Source organism: Venatorbacter sp. C2-1, assembly GCF_022832715.1.
Classification (GTDB): domain Bacteria; phylum Pseudomonadota; class Gammaproteobacteria; order Pseudomonadales; family Oceanobacteraceae; genus Venatoribacter; species Venatoribacter alkanivorans.
Map to the genome: position 1 here is coordinate 2,396,223 of NZ_CP094879.1, position 22,694 is coordinate 2,418,916.

Annotated in this window: 15 protein-coding genes; 3 read left to right on the plus strand and 12 right to left on the minus strand. The window is 53.6% G+C overall.

Features of this window, described 5'->3' with window-relative positions; genetic code table 11:
* Positions 1–151: 151 nt before the first annotated feature.
* The gene (locus MT343_RS10610; protein ID WP_145468353.1) at positions 152–2,428 is read left to right on the plus strand and encodes a DUF6351 family protein; all 2,277 of its coding nucleotides are present in this window, start codon (positions 152–154) and stop codon (positions 2,426–2,428) included.
* A gap of 101 nt (positions 2,429–2,529) precedes the next feature.
* On the opposite strand, the gene MT343_RS10615 is transcribed toward MT343_RS10610, so the two are convergent.
* Both MT343_RS10615 and MT343_RS10620 read right to left on the minus strand, forming a co-directional pair.
* Complete coding sequence (locus MT343_RS10615) at positions 2,530–3,888, minus strand: TrpB-like pyridoxal phosphate-dependent enzyme (protein WP_145468351.1); 1,359 nt, start codon at positions 3,886–3,888, stop codon at positions 2,530–2,532.
* Positions 3,889–4,065: 177 nt separating this feature from the next.
* A complete protein-coding gene (locus tag MT343_RS10620) occupies positions 4,066–5,244 on the minus strand; it encodes a YeiH family protein (RefSeq protein WP_145468350.1) in 1,179 nt (392 codons plus the stop codon).
* Positions 5,245–5,427: 183 nt separating this feature from the next.
* Between MT343_RS10620 and lon the strand changes: the two genes are divergently transcribed.
* Positions 5,428–7,809 (plus strand): endopeptidase La, encoded by a 2,382-nt coding sequence (gene lon / locus MT343_RS10625; RefSeq protein WP_145468348.1) that lies wholly within the window; start codon positions 5,428–5,430, stop codon positions 7,807–7,809.
* A gap of 184 nt (positions 7,810–7,993) precedes the next feature.
* On the opposite strand, the gene MT343_RS10630 is transcribed toward lon, so the two are convergent.
* The 9 genes from MT343_RS10630 to MT343_RS10670 all read right to left on the minus strand — a co-directional run bounded on the left by MT343_RS10630 (position 7,994) and on the right by MT343_RS10670 (position 20,708).
* Positions 7,994–8,461 carry an REP-associated tyrosine transposase gene (locus MT343_RS10630; protein ID WP_145468346.1) on the minus strand — a complete coding sequence of 156 codons (468 nt, stop codon included), beginning with the start codon at positions 8,459–8,461 and terminating at the stop codon, positions 7,994–7,996.
* 251 nt (positions 8,462–8,712) lie between these two features.
* Complete coding sequence (locus MT343_RS10635) at positions 8,713–9,249, minus strand: isochorismatase family protein (protein WP_145468344.1); 537 nt, start codon at positions 9,247–9,249, stop codon at positions 8,713–8,715.
* Positions 9,250–9,273: 24 nt separating this feature from the next.
* Positions 9,274–10,209 carry a Dyp-type peroxidase gene (locus MT343_RS10640; RefSeq protein ID WP_222428536.1) on the minus strand — a complete coding sequence of 312 codons (936 nt, stop codon included), beginning with the start codon at positions 10,207–10,209 and terminating at the stop codon, positions 9,274–9,276.
* A gap of 108 nt (positions 10,210–10,317) precedes the next feature.
* Complete coding sequence (locus tag MT343_RS10645; protein WP_145468342.1) at positions 10,318–12,750, minus strand: two-component system response regulator; 2,433 nt, start codon at positions 12,748–12,750, stop codon at positions 10,318–10,320.
* On the minus strand, positions 12,737–14,578 hold the full coding sequence (locus MT343_RS10650; protein ID WP_186435857.1) for a PAS domain-containing protein: 1,842 nt from the start codon (positions 14,576–14,578) through the stop codon (positions 12,737–12,739). The genes MT343_RS10645 and MT343_RS10650 overlap by 14 nt, the downstream gene beginning before the upstream one ends.
* 134 nt (positions 14,579–14,712) lie before the next feature.
* Positions 14,713–17,517, minus strand: coding sequence for an FAD-binding and (Fe-S)-binding domain-containing protein (locus tag MT343_RS10655; protein WP_145468337.1), 2,805 nt, complete (start codon positions 17,515–17,517; stop codon positions 14,713–14,715).
* 1 nt (position 17,518) lies between these two features.
* Complete coding sequence (locus tag MT343_RS10660) at positions 17,519–18,226, minus strand: LutC/YkgG family protein (protein ID WP_145468335.1); 708 nt, start codon at positions 18,224–18,226, stop codon at positions 17,519–17,521.
* Complete coding sequence (locus tag MT343_RS10665) at positions 18,223–19,830, minus strand: LutB/LldF family L-lactate oxidation iron-sulfur protein (RefSeq protein ID WP_243989385.1); 1,608 nt, start codon at positions 19,828–19,830, stop codon at positions 18,223–18,225. Before MT343_RS10665 ends, MT343_RS10660 begins: the two co-directional genes overlap by 4 nt.
* The gene (locus tag MT343_RS10670) at positions 19,827–20,708 is read right to left on the minus strand and encodes a (Fe-S)-binding protein (protein ID WP_145468333.1); all 882 of its coding nucleotides are present in this window, start codon (positions 20,706–20,708) and stop codon (positions 19,827–19,829) included. Before MT343_RS10670 ends, MT343_RS10665 begins: the two co-directional genes overlap by 4 nt.
* A gap of 277 nt (positions 20,709–20,985) precedes the next feature.
* On the opposite strand from MT343_RS10670, the gene MT343_RS10675 reads away from it, so the two are divergent.
* Positions 20,986–21,750, plus strand: a complete 765-nt coding sequence (locus tag MT343_RS10675; RefSeq protein ID WP_145468331.1) for a GntR family transcriptional regulator — start codon at positions 20,986–20,988, stop codon at positions 21,748–21,750.
* On the opposite strand, the gene MT343_RS10680 is transcribed toward MT343_RS10675, so the two are convergent.
* On the minus strand, positions 21,747–22,625 hold the full coding sequence (locus tag MT343_RS10680; protein ID WP_145468330.1) for a LysR family transcriptional regulator: 879 nt from the start codon (positions 22,623–22,625) through the stop codon (positions 21,747–21,749). The genes MT343_RS10675 and MT343_RS10680 overlap by 4 nt on opposite strands.
* Positions 22,626–22,694: the final 69 nt, after the last annotated feature.

The window sequence follows — 22,694 nt, forward strand, 5'->3', positions numbered from 1 at the left end:
CCGGCTGAAAAATTTGCATTCGCGCGACAGCCCCTTATTCTCCATTCAGTACTTTCTTCCGAAGCGCACTGGCGAAAGCTGCTCTCTGCGAGCAGCTATCCACAAACAACCCAGGCGCGCTGTCAGGATAACGTTTTATAAGGATATAACGATGCGCACGCCGCTTATTGCCCGCCCGATTCAAACTGTTTCCCTGACGCCAAAACGGCGCCAGCAACAGGCTTTCGCCCTGCCACGCTTTCTGAAAATCCTGCTGATTCTGGGGGTTCTGATCACACTGCTGGTAACCGCCGGCTGGTACTGGGCGGTCGGTTATGTCAGCGACAAGCTGGATCTGAATCCGGCCGAACCACCGGTGCTGAGCACACCTCCGGGAACCAAAGTGGCCAACTGGCCGGCCTATCACGGTGCTCATCCGAAAGATCTGATCCGCCCGGCAGAAAGCTTTCCTTTTCCCATCGACTGGGGGCAAACCGGTCCGGCCGAAGCCTTGTTTGCCGGCCCTAAACAATACCCTTTTATGTGCCAGACACTGGATTCTGAGCTGGGCCAGCCACTGGTTGATAATCAGCTCGGTTATGGCACCGCTGTCAGCGATGACAGCGGCAATGTTGTGGGTTACAGCCAGGACTGCGGACTGCCGACCAGACTGCACTATCTTGGTTACCGTGACGGCCAGTTTTTCCGCAGCGACGAACAACTCCCCCCGGCCGCCGATAACGAAGAGCTATTAATCAGGGCCGAAAGCGGCACCATCAACCGCTTTATTTATGTGCTGCTGATGCCCACCAGCCATAACGACCAGCGCGACCAGCCGGATTTATCACGCTGGAACGGCAAGGCCATTTATCATTTCAAAGGCGCTATTGGCATTGGTTTTCAACAGGGTCAGGCGCGCTTTAAACGTCTGCTAAAAGATATGCGCCCGGCACTGGAGCAAGGCTATGCGGTGCTCTATTCCACCGGCACAGAAACCGACAACCACTACAATATCTGGCTGCAGGAAGACACCGCTGCGCGGGTTAAACAGCAATTTATTGCCCGCTTTGGCGAGCCTCAATACACCATTGGCATGGGCGACTCCGGTGGTGGCCTGCAGCAATATTTAATCAGCCAGAATCACCCGCAGATGGATAACGAACAGGGCAAACAGCAACGCATTATCGACGGCGGCGTGGCGATTATTCCCTACCCGGATATGGTGACGCAGATTACCTACGGCCTCGATTGCGAGCTGCTGGAATATTATTTTGACCATTTATCTGCCGACCGTACTTTCTGGCAAAAAGCCGAACGCCGCAGCTGGATTGAAGGTCTGGCCTACAACACCGAATTCAAACCGCGGCTGGATATTCTTGCCGATATTGCCAGCTGGTTACGGCTGGAAAAACCACCGGTTCATCAGGGTGCTACCGAATGCAGCTACAGCTGGCGCGGTTCTGCCCAGCTGGTGAACAACCCGAGGTTTAACAGCCATTACCCGCGTTACAGTGAACAGGTAAACCGTGAAAACTTCTGGACCCACTGGCAGGATAACCGCGATTTCTATGGCACAGACCGCTCTGGCCGCGCCGAAGTACCGGCCAGCAATGTCGGTGTGCAATACGGTTTAAATGCCTGGAAAAAAGGCGATATCAGCGTCGCACAATTTCTTGATCTGAATGCCAAAGTCGGCAGCTGGAAGGCGCAAAAAGATATGCAGCCGGAACATTACTGGCTGATCAGTGGCGATGATTCCCTGCGCAAATACAGCCCGTATGTTGAACAGAATATGAGCCATAACGGTCAGGCAGAAAAACCGGCAACCCGCATTCCCGGCAGCCTGGCCGCCGCCAAGGGTGCGTATCAGTCGGGCAATGTGTTTCTCGGCAAGCTGGATATTCCGCTGATTGATGTGCGCCCGTATAAAGATCCGGTTCTGGATATTCATCACAGCTGGGCTGCCCTTTCCAGCCGTGCAAGAATTCTGGATTTTAATCAGGGCCAAAACCCCAACCAGAGTATCTGGATCAGCGGTGCACAATACGATGCACGCTGGGATGCCTTTGAAGCCATGGTGCGCTGGCTGGATAGCCGTGCTGCAGGAGAAGTGCAGGAAAATGAGATGCCTGGGTTTGCCAGCGACCGCTGTCTGGATGATAACGGCAACCTCATAGCCAGCGGAGACGGCGTCTGGGACGGAACCTGGAACGGCCAAAACGAAGGTGTATGTACACAGCAGTATCCGTTCTTTCAGAGCAGCCGTCAGGTCGCCGGTGATAACAGCACAGCCAGCGTGCTGTTCTGCCACCGGGTCAGCGTGGAGGAAGCCATCGAATCCGGAATTTATGCGCCGCTGGATGCCCGCCCCTACAGGGCGCAACTGGAAGCCATATTCCCTGAAGGTGTGTGTGATTACCGCAAAGGCGACATGGCCAAAAACTGGTAACAGCGCTTAAGTGCTCATAAAAAAACGCCGCGTCTGATAGTCAGACGCGGCGTTTTTTATGCGCCGTTTTTATCTGCCGTTTTTAAAACCGATCAGAAAAATTAAGCTTTAACTTTCGGCAGACGCGCCAGCGCAGCATCGATTTCTGACTGCGGGTATTCGTAGTCTTCCAGCTGCTGCGTGAAGTACTTGTCGTACGACACCATATCGAAGTGGCCATGACCTGACAGGTTAAAGAACAGGGTTTTGGCTTCACCGGATTCTTTGCAGCGCAGCGCTTCATCGATACAGGCACGGATGGCATGGTTGGATTCCGGTGCAGGAATAATGCCTTCAGCGCGGGCAAACTGCACACCGGCTTCGAAGGTCGCGATCTGCGGAACAGATACGGCTTCAATCAGCTTCTCATGGTACATCTGGGATACCAGCGCCGAGGCACCGTGGTAACGCAGACCACCGGCATGGATGCCCGGCGGCATAAAGTCATGGCCCAGGGTGTACTGCAATGTCATTGGGGTATGACCGGCGGTATCGCCGAAATCGTAGGCGTAATGCCCCTTGGTCAGACTCGGGCAAGAGCTTGGCTCAACCGCCACCAGACGCACTTTCTTACCGCCAGCCGCTTCGTCGGCGTAGAACGGGAAGGCCACACCACCGAAGTTAGAACCACCGCCACAAGGCGCGAAGATCATATCCGGGTAATCGCCAACCATTTCAAACTGCTTCTTCGCTTCCAGACCAATTACGGTCTGATGCAGCAACACGTGGTTCAGTACCGAACCCAGTGAGTATTTGGTGTCGGCGCGGCTTGCCGCTTCTTCTACTGCTTCGGAAATCGCGATACCCAGTGAGCCCTGGTTATCCGGATCAGCGGCCAGAATACGACGACCGGTTTCGGTCAGGTTGGTCGGGCTGGCCAGCACTTCACCACCCCAGGTCTGCATCATCGAACGGCGGAACGGCTTCTGGTTGTAGCTCACCTTCACCATATAAATGCGCACATCAATGCCGAACATCTGGCCAGCCAGTGACAGCGACGAGCCCCACTGACCCGCACCGGTTTCGGTGGTCAGACGGTTAATACCGGCAACCTTGTTGTAGTACGCCTGCGGAATCGCTGAGTTCAGCTTGTGCGAACCGGCGGCACTCACACCTTCGTACTTGTAGTAGATCTTGCACGGTGTGCCCAGCGCTTCTTCCAGACGATGGGCGCGGAACATCGGCGTCGGACGCCACTGCTGGTAGATCTCACGCACAGGTTCCGGAATTTCGATCCAGCGCTGGGCGGATACTTCCTGCTCGATGATGTTGTCGGCAAAGATAGCTGACATAGCTGATGGGTCCATCGGCATACCGTCCGGGCCCATCGGTGGTGCCGGAGGATTTTTCAGGTCCGCGACCACGTTGTACCAGTGCTTCGGAATCTCGGTTTCCGGCAACAGAATTTTGGTTTGTTTCATTATTCTTGTCTCTGGATGTATATCTCTGGGCCTGCGCTCATTGCATGAGTGCGGCCGGTTAGCGATGAACAAGGTTTTTGTCAGAAGCGCGCAGGCGCGGGAAAAACCACAACCTAACAAAAAACTCAGGAAAACGCGGACTCTAGCGGATTACCGCTCCGGCCTCAATGACGCAGCTCAGGCCAGAACGAAAAGAGTATTCAGCCAGCCGCCACCAAGCAATAACAGCAACCAGAGTAAGAAGCCCAATAATAATGGCCGGATTCCCGCAGCAACCATGCCCTGCCAGCGGGTATTCAGCCCAAGCGCCACCATCGCCAGCATCAGACACCAGGCCGAGGTGCTTGCCGCCAGCTCCGTCAGCCAGAGCGGTAGCGGCAGTATGCTGTGGGCAATAATCACTGCAATAAAGCCCAGCACGAACCCTGGCACCGGCAAACGTTTGGGGGCGTCCGTGGCCTGCGGCTGAAGGTTCTTATCCATATCCGTGTCCTCCACAGGCCGGCGCAACAACCACTGTCCGAGCAGCAATAACGTCGGCGCCAGCAGCGCCACCCGCAACAGCTTAACAATCAGGGCGTTCTGCTGGGTTGCGCTATCGAGAGCATCGGTCGCCGCCACCGCCTGAGCGACTTCATGCACGGTGCTGCCGATGTACAAACCGGCAGTATTGCTGTCGAAACCGAACCACTGACACAACAACGGATACAACAACACACTTAACGTGCCGAATAACGCGACCAGAGCGACCGCAATCGCCAGATGCTGTTCTGGGTCATGCTCACCGGCATCCGCTTGTGTTCGCCTTCCCAGCAGCGGAGCTGTAGCCATAATGGCCGCCGCACCACAGACCGCACTGCCTACCGCAATTAAGATGCTCAGTTGCAATGGCAGCTTCAGCCAGCGCTGCCCCAGCCAGATCCCCGTAATAAGAACGCTGGCAATGGTCAGCACATCCACCAGCAATGCCTGCCAGCCAACACCCCACAACTGTTCCAGCGTCAGCTGAAAACCGAACAGCACAATGCCAGCCTTCAGCAGTGTTTGCTGGCAAAAGCGACGCAGAACCTGACCTCCGGTATCTGCAGCGTCAGCATTTCCCATAGGGTTATGGCCATAAATCCAGCGTGGTGCCAACACACTGGCCAACACCATCCCCAACAGAATACTCAGCGGTAGGCTGCCAATCCCCATTGCCTGTAACCGGGGTAAACCAGCCAGCCATTGGCAAGCAGCCGCCAACAGCACCATCACTGCCAATGTGCGCAAGGCGCTGCGCCAGACCGTCGCCCGCTTCTCTGGTCTGCTGCCTTGCTGCTCAGCAAAATAGCCCGGCATCATCTTATTCTCCCGCATGCTTATCTCGTATTCGCATAAGCTTATGCATTTACTTATTTTCTGAGAAACTGATAAAACCGCAATAACTATCCTGATTTACCGAACAAAACACAGAGGTGCACATTCGTTGTATCACCCAGCCTTGAAAAGCTGCAGCTGCCCCCCACATTTGCACCATAAGCCGAACAGTTAAGGGTCGATATGAGCGACGAAAATCACGAATTTATCAGCAGAGAAGAAGGCGCAGGCGCTCTGGCACTGGCCGATGACGTATTACCGGAGACGCTGTACATCCTGCCGGTGAATGGCCGTCCGTTTTTCCCGTCTCAGGTGCAACCGGTTATTGTCGATGAAAAAGTCTGGGGCGAAACGCTGAAACGGGTCGCTAATTCACAGCACAAATTACTGGGCCTGTCGTTTGTCGACGATAAGGCCGCTGACGAAGTGCCGGCACCGGAGCGTATTCCGGATATCGGCTGTGTGGTGCGCATTCACCGTATTCAGGCTGAAGATGGCCGCATTCAGTTTATCGCCCAGGGTATCCGCCGCTTCCGTATCCGTGAATGGTTAAGCACTGACCTGCCAATGCAGGCACGGGTGCAATATCCGCAGCGCAGCACGGATTTCACCGATGAGATCAAGGCCTATGCCATGGCCATCATTAATGCCATCAAAGAACTGGTGGCGATTAATCCCTTGTACTCCGAAGAACTGAAAAACTATCTCAACCATTTCAGTCCTAATGACCCATCCCCGCTGACCGATTTTGCTGCGGCCATTACCACCGCCGAAGGCAAAGCCTTACAGGATGTGCTGGCCACTCTGCCCCTGCAAAAGCGTATGGAAAAGACCCTCGTGCTGCTGAAAAAAGAAGTGGAAGTAGCACGCCTGCAGGCTGAAATTAATAAAACCGTTAACGAAGATATCAGCAAACACCAGCGTGATTTTTTCCTGAAACAGCAGTTAAAAACCATTCAGAAAGAACTGGGGCTGGCCAAGGACGATAAAACCGCTGAAATCGATGAATTTGTACAACGACTGGAAGGCAAAGACATTCCGGCCGCAGCGCGCAAGCGCATTGATGAAGAACTGCACAAACTGAAAATGCTGGAAACCGGCTCGCCGGAATACAGCGTGACCCGTAATTATCTCGACTGGGCAACATCGGTGCCCTGGGGTGTATATTCCACCGATGCGTTCGATCTGAGCCACGCCCGTGAAGTACTGGATGCGCACCACGCCGGACTGGATGACGTTAAACAGCGCATTATGGAATTTCTTGCCGTTGGTACTTTTAAGCAGGAAATATCCGGTTCCATTATGCTGCTGGCAGGCCCTCCTGGGGTGGGTAAAACCTCGATTGGCCGTTCGGTGGCCGACGCGCTGGGGCGGAAATTTTATCGTTTCAGTGTTGGTGGCATGCGCGATGAGGCTGAAATCAAAGGCCACCGCCGCACCTACATTGGCGCCTTGCCGGGTAAATTAATTCAGGCATTAAAAGATGTCGAAGTATCTAATCCGGTGATTATGCTGGATGAAATCGACAAACTCGGTGCCTCTTATCAGGGCGACCCGGCCTCTGCCCTGCTGGAAGTTCTGGACCCGGAGCAAAATAAAGAATTCCTCGACCATTACCTCGATCTGCGTGTGGATTTATCCAAAGTGCTGTTTATCTGTACGGCCAACCAGCTGGATACCATTCCGGCACCGTTACTCGACCGTATGGATACCATCCGGTTATCGGGTTATATCGCCGAAGAAAAACTCGCCATTGCCAAGAGCCATTTATGGCCCCGGGTACTGGAACGCCATGGTCTGAAAAAATCCCAGGTAAAAATCAGTGACAGCACGCTGAAAAGCATTATCGAAGGTTATGCCCGTGAGTCCGGCGTGCGTAATCTGGAAAAACTGCTGCAACAGATTGCACGTAAAGCCGTGGTTAAATTACTGGAAAACCCCAAAGCGAAAATTTCGGTGACCAACAAAGACCTGAGTGATTACCTCGGTGCTCCGGCCTTCCGTGCCGAACGTATTTTAAGCGGTGTTGGGGTTGTCACCGGCCTGGCCTGGACTTCGATGGGAGGCGCAACACTACCGATTGAAGCCGCCGTTGTGCACCAGCAGAACCGTGGTTTTAAACTCACCGGTAAGCTTGGCGATGTGATGAAAGAGTCCGCCGAAATTGCCTACAGCTATACCGCAGGCCATGCGGCTGACTTTGGTGGCGATCCGGAATTTTTTAATTCCCGCTTCCTCCATCTGCACGTACCGGAAGGTGCAACACCCAAAGACGGCCCCAGCGCCGGAGTTAGCATGACCACGGCATTAATGTCGTTAATGCTGAATAAACGCATCAAACGCCATCTGGCCATGACCGGTGAGCTTACCCTCACTGGTCAGGTATTACCGGTTGGGGGAATACGCGAAAAAGTCATTGCCGCACGGCGCTCTAAAATCATGGAAGTGATTTTACCGGAAGCTAACCGCCGCGATTATGAAGAGTTACCGGAACATATTCGTAAAGGTATGACCGCGCACTTTGCTGAAAAATACGCCGATGTATTTGAAGTTGTGTTTGGTTAAAAAAGAGAAACGTTAAATCAGCAAGTGTTACAACAGGGTATTTTGGTTCGCGGGCATGGCCCGCTCCTACGATGTTGCAGATATATCTCAAAAGCAGATCACATTTGTGCTCCTGTAAATATCCCGTAGGAGCGGGCCATGCCCGCGACTTCGGCAGAATCCGGAATAAAATTCCATCTGTGATTCAAATCCATATTGCATCCCAGAACGGGTATTCCCCGACTCTGCGCGCTAACCTTGCACGCAGAGGATTTGCCACAACGTATCGTGCCAGTGGCAGAATATCTTCCTCACTGCGCACAGCATGGTCATGAAATGCAGACGCCCATACACGCCCCTGATAACCTGTTTGCCTTACCGCTCGTGCCGAGGATGATTTCATCGCGCCAACTAGCCGCGACAGGTCTGTTCCATCACCAGTCTGCAGTAACCAATGAACATGATCAGGCATCAGAACCCAGGCTATTACCTGAGAATTTTTCACCAATGATGGTTGCAGAAATGCTTGAACAGCTGCTTTCGCATAACACCATTCCGAAAAAATGCGTGCCCGACCAAAGGTACTGCTAGTAACAAGATATACGCGGCCCACTTCAGAAAAACGTCCAACGCGCAGTTGTTTATGGCCAATTAACGGGCGGAATCCTGTCATACCACACTCCTTGTGGCTGATCATCGGCTGCTGACAAAGCATAGCGCCTGATGCCATTCGCGGGCATGGCCCGCTCCTACGATGTTGCAGATATATCAAAGGCAGATCACGACCGTAATCGTATAAATATCGCGCGCGGGACGAATCATGCCCGAAATTCTGTAAATATCCGCAAAGCAGGTCATACCCGTGACCGTGTAATAACCCGTAGGAGCGGGCCATGCCCGCGATACTTTTTTGCTGTTTATTCGTTATTTAATCAGCTGAATCAGTTGTTTAAAAACCGGTCCTTCAGCCTGTTTCTGCAATTCAAACAACGCCATTTCTACAGAGGTTAATTGTGCGCCCATGCTGTGCATTTTGCGGACCGCCAGTTCTTTATTGGCCTGTGTGCGCGAGCTGACGCCATCGGTTACCAGGTGTACGCCGTATTTCTGCGCCAATAAATCTCCAACAGTCTGGTAAACACAGACATGGGCTTCCAGCCCGGCCACCAGCCACTGGCTGATTTTCTGATTTTTTACGGCTTTGGCAATGGTGGGTTCCTGCATGCCACTGAAAGTCGATTTTACCAGAGCTTCTCCCGGCAGAACCTCGCGCAGTTCCGGACGTGTTGTGCCCAGTTTATCCGGCAGCTGTTCCATCCAGATAATGGGTAATTCCAGCAGGTTAGCTCCCCGAATCAGCAGCCGCAGTTGGGTGAATAATGCACTGCTTTCATGCATCTGTTCCGCCAGTTTGCCCTGTACATCGACGATCATTAAACCGGTTGTTTCTTTATTCAGCATGGGATACCTCCTGTTAAGGCTTGTTCAGCCCTGGGCGAGTACTGCATCAAGATCAGACTGTGATGGCATAAACCAGTAAGCACCGGTTAAGGCCGTCGAGTATTTCATCAGATGATCACTGTAACCATCGCCACTGTTCCCCAGCATACGTTCAAGCTGCACGCTGATACGGCGCAGGTTGCAGGCAAAGGCGAGAAAATACAGGCCGTGTTCTTCCGCACCACCGTATGGAGTACTGCGGCGATAGATTTTCTGCCCTACACCGTCAATTTTGACATCGGTCCGGCTAACGTGAGAGGTCGGTGGCATCGCATCGCCTTCCAGCTCCACATTATCCTGCTTAGTGCGGCCTATTACCTGTTCCTGTTCGTGCACGCTGAGCTGATTAAATGCCTGCAGATGATGCCGCCATTTCTGCGACAGCACATAGGAGCCACCGGCACCGGTTTCACCCTCAGGAATCACTGCCGCATCCAGACGCTTGTCGCCTTTCGGATTGGCTGTACCATCGACAAAACCGGTCAGATCGCGGGCTTCACGGTTTTTAAAACCATTTAAATCCAACAAAGTTACGGCAACATCGCGCATGGCATCATGCACCTGTAAAACCGCATTCATGACTTCACCCTGATCTTCGCCATGAATCCAGAAAAACACATCGCGCTGAGTCGCTGGCATGGTGTAGCCATTCTCACCACGCAATTCTTTAAACGGCTGTAATTGCGCCGGCTGCCACGCGGGCTGCCACGCGGGCTGCAGACGCTGCCAGAACGTAGCGCCAAAGGCCAGCGCAATATAAACGTCCGCTAACGTCTGGCGGGCACGGTCCAGCGCGGCGCATATTTGAGCAGTTCCGGCATCCGGTTTCAGGTTCATTTCCAGATAATGTGCACTGCGGCCGGGTTCGGCCAACAATCCGGACTGTGGAATCAATGATGAGGTATAGGCTGACGATGACACTGAGATAATCCATGACAAAGTGAATTGTCACTATAACAAAGCGTCAGTCTGATAAGAAATGCTGCATAGGTCATGCCTGGCTTCTTATGTAACCGGCGCTGGCCGGGTTTATCCGAGAATGGCCCTGATATCTGCCCCCTGCAACCAGTCGGCAACGCATTCAGGCCGCATCGGGCGGCTGAATAAATACCCCTGAATGCAACAGCAACCCAGCTCGCGCAACATGTTCAGCTGGTTGCGGTTCTCCACCCCTTCAGCCGTCACCCGCAGATTAAGTACCTGACAAAGCGCCATAATAGCGCGGCAAATTTCAATATCATTGCTGTCATGGGGAAGATCCCGGACAAAAGAGCGGTCAATTTTCACCCGGTCAAATGGCAGCTCTTTCAGGCGACTGAGCGAAGAATATCCGGTACCAAAGTCATCGATGGCCAAACCGACACCCGACTTGCGGATATTTTCCAACTGACGCAGAACCTGCTCATTTGCCTGCAAAGCCGTTTCGGTAATTTCCAGCTCCAGCTGTGCCGCAGGAATGTTGAATTCTTCCAGCGTTGCGATCAGTAATTCGCTGAAGCTGCTGTCGGTCAGCTGGCGCGCGGATACATTCACCGATACCACCAGTGGCGGCATTCCGGCATCCATCCAGTTGCGTAACTCACGGCAGCTTTCGCGCAGCATCCAGGCGCCGATATCAACAATCACATCACTCTGCTCAGCAATCGGAATAAAGCGATCCGGAGGTATCATTCCCAGCTCGTCGTGATACCAGCGGCACAGTGCTTCCATCCCGTAAACCTGCGCCGTCTGCAGATCAATTAATGGCTGAAATTCGATTGCCAGTTCGTCGTTACGGATGGCCTGCTTCAGATTACGTTCAATCCGCAGGCGTTCGTTAAACTCCATTGCAAGAGCAAAATCGTAAATACAGTAGCGGTTTTTTCCCTGCCGCTTGGCTTCAAATAATGCGGTGTCTGCTGCTTTTAATAACTCTTCATATTCATGCACCGATGGTCGTGACATCACGATGCCAATACTGGCTGACAGCTCAACTCTTTCACGACTGAGGGTCACAGGTTCCTGTACCGCAGCCAATAATTTAGTGGCGACAATTTTCAGATTGTCTTCCTGCTCTACGCCGGTTAATACAATCACAAATTCGTCACCGCCAATCCGCACAACGGTATCTTCGTCACGCACCGATTGTTTAAAACGATCGGCCATAATACGCAGTAATAAATCCCCTTCTGAATGCCCAAGGGTGTCATTGATCAGTTTAAAACCGTCCAGATCCAGATACAGAATACCGACGGAACCCGGCGTATCGTCCCCTTCCAGTGCTTCGCGCACCACCTGTTCCAGACGGACACGGTTACCGACTCCCGTAAGGGCATCCATATAAGCGAGCGTGGCCAGATTTTTTTCAACGCGGCGCAATTCACTGATATCAGAAAACGTAATTACAAAATTCTGTAGCTGCCCGTCATCACTTAATACCGTGCAGACATGCTCCCAGGCCGGAAAGAATTCTCCGTTCTTGCGCTGGCAGGCAATTTCCCCACTCCAGTAACCCTGTGCATCGCTGGCCAGTCGCGGATAAAACTGATCACTGTGGCGCCGGGCATGCAGAAACTCATCCGGATTCTGACCACGCACATCTTCTGTCGAGTAACCGGTAATCTGACTGAAAGCCGGATTCACATTTAACACCCGGCGCAGGTTATCGGTAATCAGAATGCCTTCGGAGGTGGAATTAAATACCGCATTGGCCTGACGCAGCTGTTCATCAGCCAGATAACGCTCATGCACATCGTGCAGTACACCGATTACCCGGCGATCACCGTTTGCCCAGCTGAATAAACTGGCAAACAGTTCAACCCGGCGATAGTCGTTACCTTCATGTTTGCGGTAACGTACCGGCTGCTGAAAGCGGTTATGGCTGGTAATTTGCTGATGAATTTTATCGCGATCATCCGGATGAACATTCACCAGCAGAGCATCAAGACTTTCAGAAATTAATTGCGGCGGTGAATGTTTTACCGCCATCTGAATTTCAACATCCGGTGCTGGTGTCCACTCCCAGATGCTCATTCTTGCAGCCTCAAGCGCCAGGCGCAGACGCTCTTCAGACTGGCGTAATTCCATATCGGCATGATGGCGTGTCAGTGCAATACGGATAGCCGCATCCACTTCGCGTTTTTCAAAGGGTTTTACCATATAACCGTAAGGCAGGCTGTCGCTGGCATCATCCAGCGTCTGCTCATCGGTATAGGCCGATAAAAACAGTACAGGCACACCAAAGCGCTGCATAATAATTTTGGCCGCTTCGGTGCCCAGCATGGCGGTATCGAGATGAATATCCATCAGAATAAGATCGATATCCTGCACCTCTGCTGCGGCGATGGCTGCTTCGCCACTGCCAACACAGGCAACCACGGTATAACCCAGATCTTCCAGCGTCAGCTTAAGATCCAGCGCGGTTACCTTTTCATCTTCAACAATCAATATGCGGTAAGAACGCAAAGTGCTATGGCTGTTCATCAGAAGCTCCTGTATCACTGAGCGTTAATTGAAAAACAGCACCTTCTGTATCCAGAACCTGTAATGTGGCGTGCATCTGCTCAACCAGTCCGGGAATTAACTGAAAACCGAGAGAATGGGAAACTCCGGGACGGACGCCCTCCGGCAGACCCACACCATTGTCAGCAATAACCAGCTGTTTTTCCGACCCATTTTCACTCAGAGACAGACGGATTTCTCCGCTGTCACGACCCAGAAATGCGTGTTTTATGGAATTAGTGACCAGCTCATTAATCAGCAAACCAAAAGGCAGTGCGACATCCAGTCCGAGATAACTTTCTTCCTGTTCCGATTCGACGATCATCTTGACGTTGCGCATAGCGGAAAAATAACTGCGGCTGAGCAAATCCCCGAGCCGGCGCATATAAGAAACCGCTTCGATGCGGTCAAAATTTTTCTGCTCGTACAACAGCTGGTGAATTAAGGCCATGGCTTTTATCCGCCCCTGGCTTTCATCAAAATAGCCGCGTACTTCTTCCGGCACGCTGCGCGCCTGCAGGCTGAGCAGGCTCGATACCACCTGCAGATTATTTTTTACCCGGTGATGCACTTCGTTCAGTAAGGCGGTTTTTTCATTCAGGCTGCGAATAAGGTTCTGCTGAATATTTTTCTGCACCGAGATATCAACGATGGTGGCCAGAATGCGGATACCTTCGGGGAAGTTCAGTGGTGTTAAGCCAATTTCTACCGGAAACAGACTGCCATCACGACGGCGGGCATACAGCTCCCGCATAGCGGCCATCGCTCTGGCCTGCGGAGCCTGTAAATATCCACGCCGCAGATCTCCGTGCGCAGCTTTTATGCTGTCCGGCACCAGATCCTCAACCGTCAGCTGGTACATCTGCTCGCTGTCATAGCCGAACATTTCCGTACTGCGGCGGTTAACCAGCTGAATATGGCCCTCTTCATCCACCAGTATCAGACCATCCTGAGTACTTTCGACAACCCGGCGAAAGCGTTCTTCGCTGTACTTGAGCATGTTTTCGCCGGCTACCCGGGCGGTAATATCAATGGCCGACGGAATCAGGTAAACAATCTCATCCTCGGCATTTCTCAGCGGCGCCAGCATAAAGTCGATGGTCATACGCTGATCATTGGCAGTACGGATAACCACGTCATAGCGCACGGTTTCGCCCTGTGCGGCCGCCTTTACGGCTTCACGCAGCTGTTGCTGTATGTCGCTGTCGTATGACCACCAGAAGCAATCCCAGAATTTTCGTCCCTGAACGTCAGCCAGCTCAATTCCGGCCGCATCCAGCGGTGCCTTATTAGCATCGATCAGGGTGCCGTCGGGTTCCATAATGCCGACAAAGGACACCAGGCTGTCGATAACCCGCCGCACAAGAGACGCCGATTCTTCTTTCGCCTGCTGTAACTCCAGCTCGACCGTATGATTAACCGCAATCACCAGTACGCCGAGAATGCGTCCGTCATCGGCGCGGATCGGGCGATAGGAGGCCAGCCACTGGGCCTTACGACCGGGAGTACTGGGGGCTTCCGCCAGAATTTCTTTGTTGGTGATTTCCTCCCCCTGAACAATCACGGAACGCAGCATCGGTTCGATAACCGGCGCCAGCTGAGGGAGAACATCGTGGACAGAGCGTCCGAGATGGGATTCAACGCTGAGGCCGTTAAAACGCGCCAGAGTGTTGTTAATGGCCTGGTAGCGCAGGTCGCAATCAATAATGGCCAGCCCAAGATCGGAATGGCCAAGTAAGGCATCCAGAGCACTGGATTTCAGCTCCAGTAGTGCCAGTTTATCAGCTGCTGCCGCCGGGCTTGTATCCATACACACCGCCACTGTGAATATCATCCGTTCGAGCTTAACCAAACCCGAGGATTTTAATAAGGTATATTTACAGAATTACCTATAAACACCTCATCAGCAAGCTCCTTCCTGCGCCAGTCAGGAGCTGCTCTTATTCAGCTAAGCCGGTCCAGCAGGTAAAACAGCGAGTGGTAAGGGATTTCCCCATGGCGGCTGAGGCCAATCTCACAGGTGCGGCTGGTCGAAATACCCTCCACGCAATGCTCCACCTGAGCTTTCAGCGGCGCCAGCGCCGAAGCGTTCAGCTCTGGCAGCATAAAGCCCTTATCACCGGCAAAGCCGCAACAGGTAATGTCCGCCGGAACCACCACCTGAGTGGAGCATTGCCGCGCCAGTGAGAGCAATTCTTCGCCCAGTCCCTGCTTGGTAGTTGAGCAGGTGATGTGTACCGCCACCGGCTCATGGGTCGGACGGATATCCAGATTCGGCACCAGAAAGCGGTTGGCAAAGCGGATCGGATCAAGTAACTGAATACGCTCATCCAGCTGTTGCTGCAGACGGAACACGCAGGGACTGGTATCAATCAGTACCGGCAGGCGGCCATTATCGGAGGTTTTCAGCAGCGCCGCATTAAGCGCCGCGCGCATGGCATCGGCCTGCTCAAAATGACCTTTGCTCTCCAGCGGCATGCCGCAGCAGTGCTGATCCTGATCGGGCAACATGGCCAGATGCACACCGGCTTTCTGCGCCAGATCGAGGGTTACCTGCATCAGGCTGCGCTGGTCATCCTCTTTGGCTCCCGGCCCCATGGTGCGGCTGGCACAGCTGGGGAAATACACCACCTGAGTCAGCTCATTCACGCCGTATTCACAGGGGTTGAGCTTATCGGCGGCGGTCGGCATGGCATCGTGCCACAACGGCGTGGCCCCCAGCGTCAGGGTATTCACCCCTTTCGCCACGGTGCTGATCACGCCGTCACCAACCAGATCGCGGGTAATATCCATTAACTGCAGCGCGCCACGGCTGGTTTTGCTCACGCCGGCAAAATGCTCCGCCACCCACTGCGCCTTACCGGCGTGTTTTTTATTGCGTTCATGGCGCAGTTTGCGGCTTAAATCACCGGTATTAATGCCGACCGGACAGGCCATGCTGCACAAGCCATCGGCGGCGCAGGTATCCACGCCCTGATACTGATAGTCATCCAGCAGGGTTTTATACGCCGGATTTTTACCATCACGTTCCTGGCGTTTAAGTTCGCGCATAATCACAATGCGCTGGCGTGGCGTCAGGGTTAAGTTACGTGACGGGCAAACCGGCTCGCAGAAGCCGCATTCGATGCAGCGATCAATCAGATCATCCGCTTCGGGAATGGGTTTTAAGTTCTCAATATGAGTGCGCAGGTTGCGGGTTAAAATCACATCCGGATTTAACAGGCCGGCCGGGTCAAAGGCCTGTTTGATCGCCCACATCAGCTCATAAGCCTGACCGCCCCATTCCATCTCAACAAAGGGCGCCATATTGCGTCCGGTGCCGTGTTCGGCTTTGAGCGAGCCATCGTAACGACCAACCACCAGCACACAGACTTCGTCCATAAAATCGGCATAACGCTGAATTTCTGCCGGATCGGTAAAATTCTGGGTAAAGACAAAGTGCAGGTTACCGGCCAGCGCATGGCCAAAAATAATGGCTTCGTTGTACTGGTATTTTTTAAACAGCGCCTGTAACTCCAGCACCGCAGGCGCCAGATTCTCAACCGGAAAGGCAATATCTTCGATAATGACGGTAGTGCCTTTGGCACGCACTGCACCGACCGCCGGAAATAACCCTTTGCGGATATTCCAGTACAGCTGACAGGTGTTTTTATCGGTGGTAAAGGTTTTCGGCTGCAGGGTATCAAAAGCCTGTAAAGCGGCGGTGGTTTCGCTCAGGCGCTGCTGTAATTCGGCATCGCTGCCGGCGCGTACTTCCACCAGCAAGGCGGCAGCCTGTTCATCGAGGGTGCGTAAATAGTCCGGCATGCCGGGTTTATCTTCAACGCAGCGCAGCCCTGCGCGGTCTATTAATTCAACCGCCGCGACCGGTGCCGAGGAAAGAGCGGTCACTGCCTTACTGGTCTGTTCGATGTTGGCAAACAGCAGTAAGGCAGACGCTTTATAAGCGTGCTCTTCGACCGTGTGATAAATCACCTGCGATACAAACCCCAGGGTGCCTTCTGAGCCCACCAGGAGGTGCTGCATAATATCGATCGGATCAGAAAAATCCACCAAAGCGTTAAGACTGTAGCCGGTGGTATTCTTAATTCTGAATTTCTTCACAATCCGGTCGTGTAAAACCGGATTGTTCAGCACCTGCGAGCGCATGTCCGCCAGTTGCTGCAACAGGCTGGCATGGCTTTGGCGGAATGCATTTTTTGAGGCTTCATCGGCGGTATCCAGCACCGTACCATCGGCCAGAATCAGGCGCATCGAGGCCAGTGTCTGATAAGAATTCTGCGCCGTACCGCAACACATACCGGAAGCGTTATTGGCGATAATTCCACCAATTTTGCAGGTATTGATCGACGCCGGGTCCGGGCCGATTTTACGCGCAAAAGGCGCCAGCAGCTGATTGGCACGGGCACCAATAACCCCCGGCTCTACCTGTAACTGCGCACCGTTATTTAATACCGCGGCTTTATTCCAGCCATTACCCAAACGCACCAGCACACCATCGGTCACGGCCTGACCGGACAGACTGGTGCCCGCCGCCCGGAAGGTTAAATGCACTTTATGCTGGTGTGCCAGCTCCAGTACCTTCTGTACTTCCTGCTCATTAATAACCGTGACGACCAGTTTGGGAATCAGGCGATAAAAGCTGGCGTCGGTTCCAAAGGCCAGAGTGCGTAACGGATCGGAAATAATGCGTTCGTCAGCAATAAAAGGCGCCAGATCCTGCGCAAAACGATGAAAAGCGTCAGTCATATCAGGCATCCGTTAACAGCAGCACAATCAGTTCTTTTGGCCCGTGGGCGCCATAGGCCAGGGTCTGCTGAATATCGGCGGTCTTGCTCGGCCCGGAAATCAGCAACACATTAGTCGGCATATGCGCCGGTAATTTCTGTGCCTGCACCAGGGTTAAAAAGCTGGCGGTAATGGCCGAGGCATTGAGCAGAATAATATTCAGCGGCGGCACCAGCGACAGCGCCCGTGGTTCCTGTGGGCCGGTTTCGACCAGCAGCGAACCGGTTTCCGCCAGACCCGCCGAGGCCACACTGAAGCCTGCGTCCACAGCGGTAAACAATTCCTCTTTGCTTAAAGCCGTTGTCACTAATTGCGCATCGATGGCTGCCGATGGCTGCTCAGCCGCCTGATATTCAGTAACATAGCCTGCCAGCGCATTAAGCAATACCCTGCCCTGCTCATGCTCACCGCTGAGCAGGCGTTTAACACCGCGCGCTGTCAGTTGTTGTGCCAGCTCTCCTGCCCAGTTGGCCGTTGTGGTTTCAATGACTTCGGCATGGTTATCCAGCAAATTTTGTTTAAAGCTGGCCAGCCATTCGCTTTGCGCCAGTTGTGTCCAGCCAGCGGCATGCTCTGCCTGAATGCCGGTGGTTTGGCTTGTCTGCTCAGGGTTTTGGGCAGACGCCTGGCTGGCATACAGCCGCTGTAAAATACGCTCACGACTGTTCATGCATTATCTCCGCGTTTATCGGCAGTGTTGTTCTGATACTGGCCAGCCACCCCCCGGGCTTTGGCTAATTCATGCAGACTGCGGCGCGCCGGTTGTGGCGTGCTGCGCGAGTCGGTCCAGGGTGATAACAGTGCAGCAGCGGCTTTACTGCGGAACAGGCCGCGACCGCGGGTCATCGCTGTGGTCATGATGCGGTACAGCGGGGCAAAACGATGGGTCAGCGCCCAGCCGCGCCAGATTAAACTTTCACCCAGCGTGCGTTTGGCACCCCGTCCCATGACTTCCTGTACTGCAGTGGCATTGGAAACCGCGGCGGCATCGGTAAATTGCGGACTGACGGCTTCGGCGCGTAATTCGCGGATTAACTCCGGCAAAGGAATACGTACCGGACAGGCCTCACCACAAGCGCCGTTTAATGAGCAGGCGCTGAGCATATCGCCGTGTTTTTCTAACCCGGCAATCTGCGGTGTCACCACCTGACCAATCGGCCCCGGATACGTCGAACCGTAAGCATGGCCGCCAACCCGCGCATAGACCGGACAATGATTCATACAGGCACCACAGCGGATACACTGCAGTGTCGGTTTTAACGTCGGATGGCTGAAAATACGCGAACGGCCATTATCCACCAGCACCAGATGCACCTGTTCCGGGCCATCCAGCTCACCGGCTTTTTTCGGCCCGGAAATCATATTGAAATAGGTACTGATTTTTTGCCCGGTCGCCGAACGGGTTAACAGTGTCAGTAATTCCGGCACATGGGAAAAATCTTCCACCACTTTTTCAATACCGGTGACGGCAATGTGCAGCTTCGGCATGGTGGTGGTCATACGGCCATTGCCTTCGTTTTCCACCAGGCACAACGTGCCGCTGTTGGCCACGGCCATATTCACGCCGGAAATACCGGCATCGGCGCGCATAAATTTATCGCGCAGAATAGCACGGGCATTGCCGATTAATTCGTCAACGTCTTCGGTATAAGGCACCTGCGAACCATCGCTGGTCTGCGCACGGGCGTGCATCAGTTTGGCAATCTGTGCCTTATTTTTATGGATGGCCGGCATAATAATATGCGATGGCGTTTCACCGGCCAGCTGCACCAGATATTCGCCCATATCACTTTCCAGACACTCAATACCCCGTGCCTCAAGAAAATGATTGAGTTCAATTTCTTCCGTCACCATGGATTTACCCTTCACCACGGTGCGGGCGTTATTCGCCGTTAAAATATCGTGAATAATAGTGCAGGCTTCATCAGCGGTTTCGGCCCAGTGCACCTGAATACCGTTGGCGGTCAGATTTTTTTCCAGCCGCTCCAGCAATTCCGGCAAATTGGCCAGACTGTGCTGACGAATGGCTTCGCCACGGTCACGTAACGCAGACAACGCACTCTCATCGGGAAACACGGCTTTGCGTTTGCCCATTAAAAAATCGGAAGCACCACGAAAGCTTTTACGTAAGGCTTCGTTTTCCAGTGCCATTTTGGCACGCACTTTAAAATGACGTTGCTGCAGCTCGTTAAATTCGCGCTGCTCGACGTTCAGCTCCTGCTGTAACTGTTCGATATTGATATGCATGCTGTCGGAGGCAATTTTCTGGCTCATGCTTTATCTCCGCTTTTCTTGTTGTATTGCTGGCTGCGCTTCTGACTGATCTGGGAGCCATCACCACCGTTAAGACGCGTATACAACAGCGAGGCCAGATGCTGAACCGGAATTGCAGGCCCCTGCTTCTCCCCCTGCAGTTTGTTTAAGGTGCCACCAATATTCATCAGGCAGCCACAGTCACCACTGACCAGCCGCTGACAACCGGTGGCGGCAATCGCACTGGCTTTATCCGCCGCCATCGCCGCAGAAATATCCCCCTGCTTCACCGCAAAGGTGCCACCGAAGCCGCAACATTCGGCAACCCGTTCAGGCTCAACGACCTGTACTCCGGGCAGGTTTTCCACCAGCGCTTTATGCTCCGCCGCCACCCCCATGCCACGACGGGCCGAACAGGAGGTATGCAGCGCCACGGTTAGCGGCGACTGATCTTCTGCCTGCGCCAGCTGTTGCTCCAGCTGCAGTACGTTCACCATAAATTCACTGAACTCATAACTGCGTGCCGCCAGCGCAATGGCAGCCGCCTCTTCCGGCTGACCAGCAAACAGCTTCGGATATTCTTTGTGCACCATGCCAGCACAGGAGCCCATCATCACCACTACCGGTATGTCGGCGGCAAAGGCCTGCAGCTGAGTGCGCGCTACGGCACGCGCCTGCTCGTCATAGCCGGAGTTATACGCCGGCTGACCACAGCAGCTCTGGTTTTGCGGAAAAATCACCTCGATACCTGCATGCTGCAGCAGCGCGATCGCATCCATTCCGGCTTCGGGATAAAAGCTGTCAACCAGGCAGGTGCCCAGCAAATAAACCGCTTCTGGTTTGGGCGGATAAACCCGCGGCTGGCGGCTGGCTGCCGCTGTTGTGTTCTGTTCTGTCATTGCGCTATCACCGCTGTCGGCTGTGAGGTGGGCTGACGGGCATTATCAATTTTGTAAATTGGTATTACCAATTACCCACTCTTGATTTGTTGCAATAAATTACCGCCGCCTCCCTTCAGGGTCAAACCCTTTATGCCTTATATAGCGCTTTGTAATATCGACATTGGTCGCATAAAAAAACAGACCAATCGCTCTTTTAAGGCCTGACAAGTAACGCAACGTTCAGATAGAATTGGCTTTACCTTTTAACAAGACATAAAGCCGCAGCAGGAACCCCATGAGTGACGATCCGATCCGTGCCAGCAAGATTTCCGACATCATCGCCAAACGACTGGAAGCCATGATTCTGGAAGGCAGCCTTGCACCCGGCCAGAAAATGCCACCGGAGCGCGAGCTGGCACAGCAGTTTGAAGTGTCACGGCCATCACTGCGCGAAGCACTGCATAAGCTCGAAGCGAAGGGTCTGGTTACCCGTAAACAGGGCGGCGGCACCTTTGTCTCGGCCGAAATCGGCTTGTCCTTTGTTGATCCGCTGATGCAGTTATTTCAGACCCACAGCGAATTTAATTACGACCTGCTGGAATTCCGCCACGCGCTGGAAGAAGTGGCGGCCCACTACGCCGCCCTGCGCGCCACGGAGACTGACCGGGAAATTATTGAACGGCGCTATAACGAATGGCTCGACGGCCATGTGCAGCGCATTGGCCACAAAGAAGAGGCAGAGCTCGACTGGCGTTTTCACCTTGCCATTGCCGAAGCATCACATAACGCAGTACTGCTGCACTCCATGCGCGCCCTGTTCAACTTATTCAAGATGACCATCGCCACTAACCTGGAATACCTGTACACCAAAGAAGACCGGCGTGATGAAATCCTGCGCCAGCACAGCGCGATTAAAGACGCGGTATTAAGCCGTGATCCGAAAGCCGCGCAACAGGCGGTGAATGATCATCTGGCCTTTGTTGAAGAAACCCTGCAGCAAAGCAGCCGCTTTGAAAGCCACTCCAAGCGCTCCCTGCGCAGAATAGGCCTGATGCGCTAACGCTGGCGCAGAAACCAGGCCTCCAGAAAGTCGATACATTGCAGCACTCTGGCCGGCACAAAGTGCCTGGCCGGGTACAGCGCATACAGCGTCAGCTCTGGCTTGCGCGCATCCGGTAAAACCTCGACCAGCTCACCACTGGCAAGCGCCTCGCGGCATAAAAACTCAGGCACCAGCCCAAGCCCCAGACCGGATTTAATCGCCGTCAGCATAAAGATCACACTGTTGACCCTTAGCGTACCGCCAATGCGTACACCGTCATCCAGCGGCCAGACATTCTTACCCTTGAAATAACTGTATTCAAAGCAGTTATGGCTGCGCAGATCATCAACCGACACAATCGGTTCATGCTGCTGCAGGTACTGCGGCGCAGCGCAGACGTGATACCCAAAGCGTGTCAGTGGCCGGCCGACATAGGCCAGATCCAGCGGCTGACTGGAGGCACGAAACCCCAGATCGAAGCCCTGCGCCACCAGATCCACATCTTCATCACCCAGATGAATATCCAGCTCAATATCCGGATAGGCGCGCATAAAATCGGCAAACATGCGCGACAACTCGGTAATCCCCAACGCCATCGGCGCATTGATTTTCAGCCGGCCACGCGGCGCCTGCTGCAGATCCTGCACAAAGCTGTCGGCTGCCTCCAGCTGCGCCAGAATCTCCCGCGCCCGCTGCAGATAGCCTTCCCCGGCATGGGTTAACTGCACATTGCGCGTAGTGCGGTGCAACAGCCGGACTCCCAGATCCTCTTCCAGGCGGCTGACTTCCTTACTGATAACCGATTTCGATGTGTTCAGCTGCTCCGCCACCCGGGTAAAGCTGCCCAGCTCTGCCAGCCTGACAAACAGCTGTATTGCCCGAAGTTTATTCACTGCTCCCCCGCCCAAAACTGTTTCCAATTTGAAAACAACTGGTTCGCATTGTAGCTATATATCCAACAA